The sequence below is a fragment of the Moorena sp. SIO3H5 genome, from assembly GCF_010692395.1.
Classification (GTDB): Bacteria; Cyanobacteriota; Cyanobacteriia; order Cyanobacteriales; family Coleofasciculaceae; genus Moorena.
The window spans coordinates 20289-28002 of the sequence record NZ_JAAHHS010000060.1; the positions used below are offsets into that span (position 1 = coordinate 20289).

The 7714-nt window shown below is 43.6% G+C and carries 6 protein-coding genes; 1 reads left to right on the top strand and 5 read right to left on the bottom strand.

Annotated features, from left to right (window positions below; all coding sequences use genetic code 11):
- Nucleotides 1–134: 134 nt before the first annotated feature.
- On the bottom strand, nucleotides 135–2996 hold the full coding sequence (locus tag F6K52_RS09570) for a tetratricopeptide repeat protein (RefSeq protein ID WP_293076763.1): 2862 nt from the start codon (nucleotides 2994–2996) through the stop codon (nucleotides 135–137).
- A 237-nt stretch (nucleotides 2997–3233) separates the two neighbouring features.
- Between F6K52_RS09570 and F6K52_RS09575 the strand changes: the two genes are divergently transcribed.
- On the top strand, nucleotides 3234–3440 hold the full coding sequence (locus F6K52_RS09575) for a hypothetical protein (protein ID WP_293076765.1): 207 nt from the start codon (nucleotides 3234–3236) through the stop codon (nucleotides 3438–3440).
- A gap of 30 nt (nucleotides 3441–3470) precedes the next feature.
- Here F6K52_RS09575 and F6K52_RS09580 read toward each other — a convergent pair whose 3' ends face one another.
- The 4 genes from F6K52_RS09580 to ppsA all read right to left on the bottom strand — a co-directional run bounded on the left by F6K52_RS09580 (nucleotide 3471) and on the right by ppsA (nucleotide 7438).
- Entirely contained in the window at nucleotides 3471–3740 is a 270-nt protein-coding gene (locus F6K52_RS09580) for a hypothetical protein (protein WP_293076767.1), read from the bottom strand.
- Between the two features lie 81 nt (nucleotides 3741–3821).
- Complete coding sequence (locus F6K52_RS09585; RefSeq protein WP_293076769.1) at nucleotides 3822–4079, bottom strand: hypothetical protein; 258 nt, start codon at nucleotides 4077–4079, stop codon at nucleotides 3822–3824.
- An 11-nt stretch (nucleotides 4080–4090) separates the two neighbouring features.
- Nucleotides 4091–4288: a hypothetical protein gene (locus tag F6K52_RS09590; protein ID WP_293076771.1), complete on the bottom strand. Its 198-nt coding sequence runs from the start codon at nucleotides 4286–4288 to the stop codon at nucleotides 4091–4093.
- A 618-nt stretch (nucleotides 4289–4906) separates the two neighbouring features.
- Nucleotides 4907–7438 (bottom strand): phosphoenolpyruvate synthase, encoded by a 2532-nt coding sequence (gene ppsA, locus F6K52_RS09595; protein ID WP_293076773.1) that lies wholly within the window; start codon nucleotides 7436–7438, stop codon nucleotides 4907–4909.
- Nucleotides 7439–7714 lie beyond the last annotated feature (276 nt).

The following is a 7714-nucleotide window of genomic DNA, read 5'->3' on the forward strand; positions in this document are numbered from 1 at the left end:
GTTTTGTACAGTTAAATACCGTTTTATACCTATTTATTGGGGTTTAGTTGCGAGACTAAACTAGACTTTAGTACATAGTTGATCCCAAGCATGGCATAGGAATAATTTGCCGGACCCAGGAGAGCAACAGCATTCTAGCCTCCAATCAACTGCCAGAACCGATCATCGTCTGAAATAGCCTCAAAATCTGGGTCATTACTGGCTTCTTCCCGATACTTTGGATTTAGCTCAATCGCCTGCTCTAGGTTTTCCACAGCTAAGGTTACTCGACCCTGGGAAGAATAAACTATTGCTTTGTTATAATAACCAGCAGCATACTCAGGTTGAATCTCCAAAGCCCGATTAATGCTTTCCAATGCCTGATCATTCTGTTCTAGCTTGACTAAGCTAGAACCTCTGTAATTCCAGGCTTTATGGGAGTCGGGGTTTAATTCAATAGCCTTGTCAAAAGAGTCAACAGCTTCTTGGTATCTTTCTAATACATCCAGAGCCATGCCTCGATTCAACCAGGCTACTGTATTATCTGGCTGAACTTGAACAGCTTGGTCGAAGGAGCCAAAGGCCTCTTCATGCTTTTGTAGCATTCCCAGGGCTACTCCTCGGTCAACCCAAGCTTGATGATAATTTGGCTGAATTTCTAGGGCTTTGTCATAGGAAGCGATCGCATCTTCGTAGCGTCTCAACCGTCTTAGGGTCATGCCCCGGTTTAACCAGGCTTTATAGTGGTCTTGCTTGAGTTTAACCACCTTATTCAAAGCAACCACTGCTCCTTCATACCGCCGCAGTTCCATTAAAGCCAGACCTCTTTGATACCAGCTATCTGGGTCATCTGGCTTGATCTCAATTACTTTGTCATAGGAAGCGATCGCATCTTGATACTGCTGTAATTCCCATAGTGCCATACCTCGCTGGTACCAAATATCAGGGTTATTCGGTTGAAGGTCAAGAGCTTGATCATAGGAAGCGATCGCATCTTGATACTGCCCTTGAGAGAATAGAGTATTGCCCTGATTCACATAGTCATCTGGATTCAAGAACAACTTAGGATGGTTCGATTTGAGGCGTTCTAATTGTTCCGTCAGATTTTGAGTGTTTTGCAGCACTTCAGACAGAGCAGCTTCTGCAATGGATGTTGCGGAAATCTCTGCTAGTTGTTGTATAATCTTATCCTTCTCGGTTTGAGCATCAGATTCGACCTCAGACAGCTGATCCGCCAAGGTTGTTTCCAATTTGTCCAGATTTTGAAGGATTATATCTTTTCGATTTTGAATGTCCGACTGTAAATCAGAAAGTTGAGTTTTAGCCTCTGTTTCTAATTTTTCCAGACTTTGAATGGTCTGAGCATTCTGAGTTTGAATTCCTGAGTGAGAGTCAGAAACTTCAGTTTTTAAGTTAGCCTCTAGCTCTTTCAGATGCTGGAGAGTCTGATCGATTTGCCCTTCAATCTTCGACTGGGATTTTGAAAGTTTTTCAGTAATGTCAGTCCCTAATTTATCTAGCTTCTGAAGAGCTAAATCGATTTTCTGTTGAGCTTTTTGTTCAGCATCCACCTTAATGTCAGATAGCTGAGGAGTAAACTCTGTCTCTAGCTGTTTTATATTTTGTAGGATTAAATCCCTTTCCTGTTGAGCCTTTGATTCAAGTTTAGACAATTTTGAAGCAAACTCATTCTCTGATTGGTTAATTTTATCCAATACTTTATCTTGATGCCCTTTGACATTTGCTTCAAGTAAAGATAATTGAGGAGTAAAATCTGAGGTTAGTTTTTCTAGATTCTTGAGGTAACTGTTCCTTTCTTTCTCAGCCGTTGCCTTAAGCTTAGACAGTTCAACAGCAAACTCTGATTCTGATTGATTTAGTTGCTGCAGTACTTTATCCTTATGTCCTTGTACATTACCCTCAAGTTCAGATAGTTTAGGAGCAAAGTCAGCCCTTGATTTTTCTAGGGTTTGCAGGTAATCTTCGCTTTGTTTTTGAGCCTTGGCTTTCAAGTCAGACACTTCGGAGCCAAACTCAGTCTCTGATTGGTTCAGTTTTTGTAGTATTATCTCTTTCTGGGCTTGTACATCCGCCTGGATTTTCGCTAATTGAGGAGTCAATTCAGCCCCTAATTTTTCGAAATCTTTTAAAGTTAAGTCCTTTTGGTTTTCCGCAGTTTCTTTTAGGTCAGAGAGTTCGGAGCCAAACTCAGTCTCTAATTGCTTCAGTTTCTTCAGTATTGTCTCTTTCTGGGCTTGCACATCCCCCTTGAGTTCAGATAATTGGGGGGCAAACTCAGCGCTTAAGTTTTCTAGATACTTCAGAAAACTATCCCGTTGCTTTTTAGCATCTTGCTCGAGTTTAGACAGTCTTGATGCCAAGTCAGTCTCTAATTGTTCTAGCTCTTGTTGAGTATCGGTTTTTTGCGTCTTGATTGTCGTTAATGCCTGTTGCTGGGACTGAGATAATTTGGATAGCAGCTTAGATAAATTTTCTCGTTTAACACTTAGGTCTTGTTTAAACTCTGCCGCCTGCTGATCTAGCTCCAAGGCAATCTCTTCAGTTTTTTCAAGGATACTTTCAACATTTTTATTAGCACTGGCAATCCTATCTTCCAAGTCAGTCATGTCATTGAGGTGAGCTCTCACGATTTGCGCAACCTCACGAATCACAGACCTTCTTAGCAGCCACAACGCTGCGATCGCGGCCACCAGTAGCAGTACCAGAGTCACCAGCACAACCAGCAAAACATTTGACAGGAGGGTCACCCGCTGAAAGCTAAGATTGGCATCAGTTTGAACTGGCTTTTGACTTGAGCCCTGAGCGACTATCTGTTTTGGAGGGTCAGGTTCGATGGATTGGGCACTGCCAAGGCCAACAGGCAACAGGAAAAATGACAAAACAATAGTGCTTCGCCACACCAGTGCTAACATGTCTTGATTTTTACGCTTCATCAGAACGTCCTTTCTCTGTTGGTCATCTTGTACTGCCCATAGAGGCTCTATCTTACGTGCCAAGATCAACTCCCCTACTTAAATCCATTTCTTCTAGTTTGCCACCTCCATGACTGAAAGGGTTAATGCCCTTTGATTCCAATGTGCCAATCAGTAGACCAATCAGTAGACCACAGTTAACACACTGTTGGTTACACCAACAGGTTCTTCTCAGCTTACCCCCTAATCAGCTATGGGGCTATCCAAGCTATAGCAAATCTTCACTCGTAGCACTACGGATGCAGATGGCCAGAGGTCGGGATGACCAGATCGGGAGATGGCAGTCGTGAAATTGATGTCCAATTAATCCACGAATATACGAATATACGAGAATCCCTGCCTTCAGAAGGCAGGGATTCTCGTGAATTAGTTGAATGTACTATACTGCTTAGCAAACTTAGTACTACTCCAGGGGACATCGAAATAAGTGAAATGACCAGCTTCGACCTCTGTAGATCAAAGTCGTGACTTATGTATGCGAGCCTGGACTAGGTGGAATCAGTACAATCTACGTTCTTCCCATAAAAAACAGTAGTAAGGCACACTCCCCAAGCCAGCATTAGTCAAAATTGATACCTTTATGACTGGGTTGGGTTCACAATTGTCTTCCTCAGATATCAAATCTAGGTTGACCTCGTTAAAGAAGATGCCTGAAACCCTGGTTTTTATAGCTTGGAGATTATGGGTAATCCCAAGCAGCACAGATGACAGCTTTTGCCAGACTACGGCAAAGGTTGGTTTGATGTTTTCGTTAATTTTTATGAACATGTCAACACCCTTTATAGTATAGATTGAAAAAAAATTGTCTTAAAATGCACCCTTGAATACCCATGGCCTACTTGCAGTGCTTCAACCTTTCCAAAAGAAGCAGTAGTAGGGCACATTGCCCAAGCCAGCATTAGTCAACATTGATACCTTTATGACTGGGTTGGGTTCACAATTGTCTTCCTCAGATATCAAATCTAGGTTGACCTCGTTAAAGAAGATTGCTGAAAACCTGGTTTTTATAGCTTGGAAATTATGGGCAATCCCAAGCAGCACAGATGACAGAGTTTGCCAGACTAGGGCAAAGGTTGGTTTGATGGTTTCGTTAACTTTTATGAACATGTCAACACCCTTTATAGTATGGATTGAAAAAAAATTGTCTTAAAATGCACCCTTTTATAGGCTTGTGAAGCTTTCACTTGTTCCACTGCTGTCTGTGGATCCTGTTTAACCGTGAGATATGCCATTGAAGACAGCCTCATTAGCCATACCACAACCCCTAAGACATCAATGCTATCAAGGGTGGTTTCTCCCATAGTTATGGCTAGCATGGTTTTCTCCTTGAGCTGACAGCAATAAAACTCGTGATTTCAGCTGATCTACGTTTGATAAATTTGGAAAAATCAAAAATGGTGGAATTTGTTCTATTTAATTACTCATTCTTGATTTATTTTCTAATCTTTATATTTTATTTATATTTCTCTGGAGCTATCATCCCCAATTCCTCCTATTTTATATTTCTTAAACAAACAAGCCTTGATGGAACGTCAAATTTATGGTTAGCCAAGGGTTTTCTATGGTTTTGGACCAGTTAATCACCCTCGCCCCTGGCGTATCTTAAAGTTTTGTAATGTAATTTTTGATTTGAAATTACATGAGAATTTATTGCTATTAACTCATCCTTCCTCCAAGATGATCTGGGATTGTTGATCAAGAACTCGGCGACATCAAGCACCAAAATCGGCATCCTTGCGGTGCGACCCATGGCGAATTTAATTCTTAATGGGTCAAGGGCACCGGAGACGTTTTGAAGCTATAAGCTAGCTGGAACTTACCCCTAAATGCAACGAGATTTCAGTCATCTCTATGGGGGAAAAGATTGAGGTATTTGGTTAGGTGTAATGTAGATTTCTTAATACCTAAGAGTCTTAACACCTAACACCACGACACTAATTCACTTCTTCTACCTTGGCGATATCTAGAAGTGTCTTGAGTACCGAGTCAGGATTCAAGCTGATGGAATCAATTCCTAACTCCACTAGGAAGCAGGCAAATTCTGGATAGTCACTTGGTGCTTGACCACAGATACCAATCTTGCGGCCATTTTTCTTGGCTTTTTCTATCACCATCCGCACCATCTGTTTCACTGCTTCGTTGCGTTCGTCAAAGATATGGGCAACTAACGCAGAGTCACGGTCTAAGCCTAGGGTTAATTGAGTGAGGTCATTAGAACCGATAGAGAAGCCATCAAAGATTTGGCTATATTCGTCGGCTAAGATGACGTTACTGGGGATTTCACACATCACATAGACTTGTAACCCATTCTCCCCTCGCTTCAAGCCATGTTTTTCCATTTCAGCCAGCACCAGACGACCTTCATCAGGGGTGCGACAGAAGGGAATCATGGGGATAACGTTTGTCAGTCCCATCTCATCCCGTACCCGTTTGAGTGCCTTACATTCCAAACCATAGGCTTCCCGGTAGATTTCATCACAGTAACGAGACGCCCCTCGCCATCCTAGCATCGGGTTCTCTTCCCTGGGTTCAAACTGTTGACCCCCTAAGAGATTGGCGTATTCGTTACTCTTGAAATCTGACATCCTGACGATAACTGGTTTGGGATAGAAAGCAGCAGCGATGATGCTAATCCCATTGGCTAGTTTATCCACAAAGAAGTCAGGTTTATGGTCATACAATGCTGTCAGCTGAGCAATTTCTTCCTTGACCGATGGATCTTCGAGTTTATCGAAGTGAATTAAGGCCATCGGGTGTGCCTTAATGTGATTGGCAATGATGAACTCAAACCGAGCTAAACCCACCCCATCGCAGGGAAGAGAAGACAAACTAAAAGCTTTCTCTGGGTTACCCACATTCATCATGATTTTGGTGCGGGTGCGCGGTAGGTTGTCAAGGAGGGTTTCTTGCACCTCAAAGGGCAGCAACCCTTGATAAACCTTGCCTTCATCTCCTTCTGCACAGGAAACGGTCACCAGTTGGCCTGTCTTCAATTGGTTAGTGGCATTGCCACAACCCACAATCGCGGGGATACCCATCTCACGAGCAATTATGGCAGCGTGACAAGTGCGGCCTCCTTGGTTAGTGACGATAGCACTCGCTCTCTTCATGATAGGTTCCCAATCCGGATCTGTTTTGTCCGTGACCAACACCTCTTTGGCTTGGAAACGGTCAATCTTGTTCACATCCAGAATTACCCTTGCTTTGCCTTGACCAATCATTTCACCGACGGCGCGACCCGTGGCTAGCACAGACGTTGCTGCTTGCAATGTCTCTACATCGCCTTTGAGTTGATAATGACAAATAACATTGGTAGATTTCTGGGATTGTACAGTTTCCGGACGGGCTTGAACAATAAAGAGTTCACCGGTTTTCCCGTCTTTCGCCCACTCAATGTCCATTGGGGTGTAGCTACCTCGCACCTGGGAATAGTGCTCTTCAATGATGCTAGCCCACTTGGCTAGGATCAGAATTTCCTCATCATTGATCGCGTATTTCCCCCGTTCTGATGGCGGTACTGATATATTTTTCGTCAGTTTCCCGCCGTCATCATAGACCATTTTGACTTCTTTGCTACCTAGACGTTTGTCTAGGATCGGGCGATACCCCTGTTGGAGAGTCGGCTTGAACACCAGGTATTCATCAGGGTTGACTGCTCCTTGGACAACGTTTTCACCTAAACCGTAAGCCGCCGTTACTAAAGCGGCATTTTTAAATCCGGTTTCGGTGTCGATGGAGAACATCACACCAGAGGACGCTAGGTCTGAACGGACCATTTTCTGGACACCGACAGAGAGAGCGACATCAAAGTGGTCAAAGCCTTTAACAGTTCGATAGGAAATCGCCCGGTTGGTAAAAAGGGAGGCAAAGCATTTGTGACAGGCTTCTAAAACCCCTTTTACTCCATGGACGTTGAGATAGGTTTCCTGTTGACCAGCAAAGCTAGCATCAGGTAAGTCCTCAGCGGTGGCACTGGAACGAACTGCTACATCTGTATTGTAATTTGACTGTAGGTAAGTGTCCCTATATTCTGGCTCAAACTGCTCACAGAATTCCTGGGGATCATTGCCATAGCATTGGCATAGTTGTTGGTAGGCTTGCGCGATCGCATTGGCTAGTTCTTCTGGGAATGGCGTATTGAGAATTAAGCTTCTCGCTTGCATCCCCCGTTGCCGCAAGTTATTGACATCTTCCACATCCAGATCCAAGAATGCCTGGCGCAGCTTGGCTTCTAACCCAGCTTTATCAATAAAGTATCGATAGGCATAGGCTGTAGTAGCGAAGCCAGTCGGTACTCTCACTCCTACTGGTGTAAGTTGTCGGATCATTTCTCCCAAAGAGGCATTCTTTCCCCCGACTATGGCGATATCGGCAATACCAACTTCCTCAAACCAGAGGACGAAGGCTTTGTCTTGGGCATAGTCTTTGGCAGATGGTAGGGTTTTTTCTGGATTAGTGGTGACCATATGAGCTTCTCCTGAAGTTTACTTCCAAGGGGAGTACAGATGGTTTTCTGCCTCAATGGGATTGTTCAATGGGATTGTGAAAAGTCCGATGAAGCACCTGAAGTTCTTGCAGTTGCTGAACTAGGATTAACTCAAGGCTTAGCCTGTTCGCCACTATGACAAGCTCAAGGAAGATGCCATTGTCTTAACTCTAGCCTAGCAATTCGTTTCTCCCCTTCATTGAGCTATCAACTCTATCGGGGCTGATACTACTAGTTTAGATACTAGTTTAGAAAA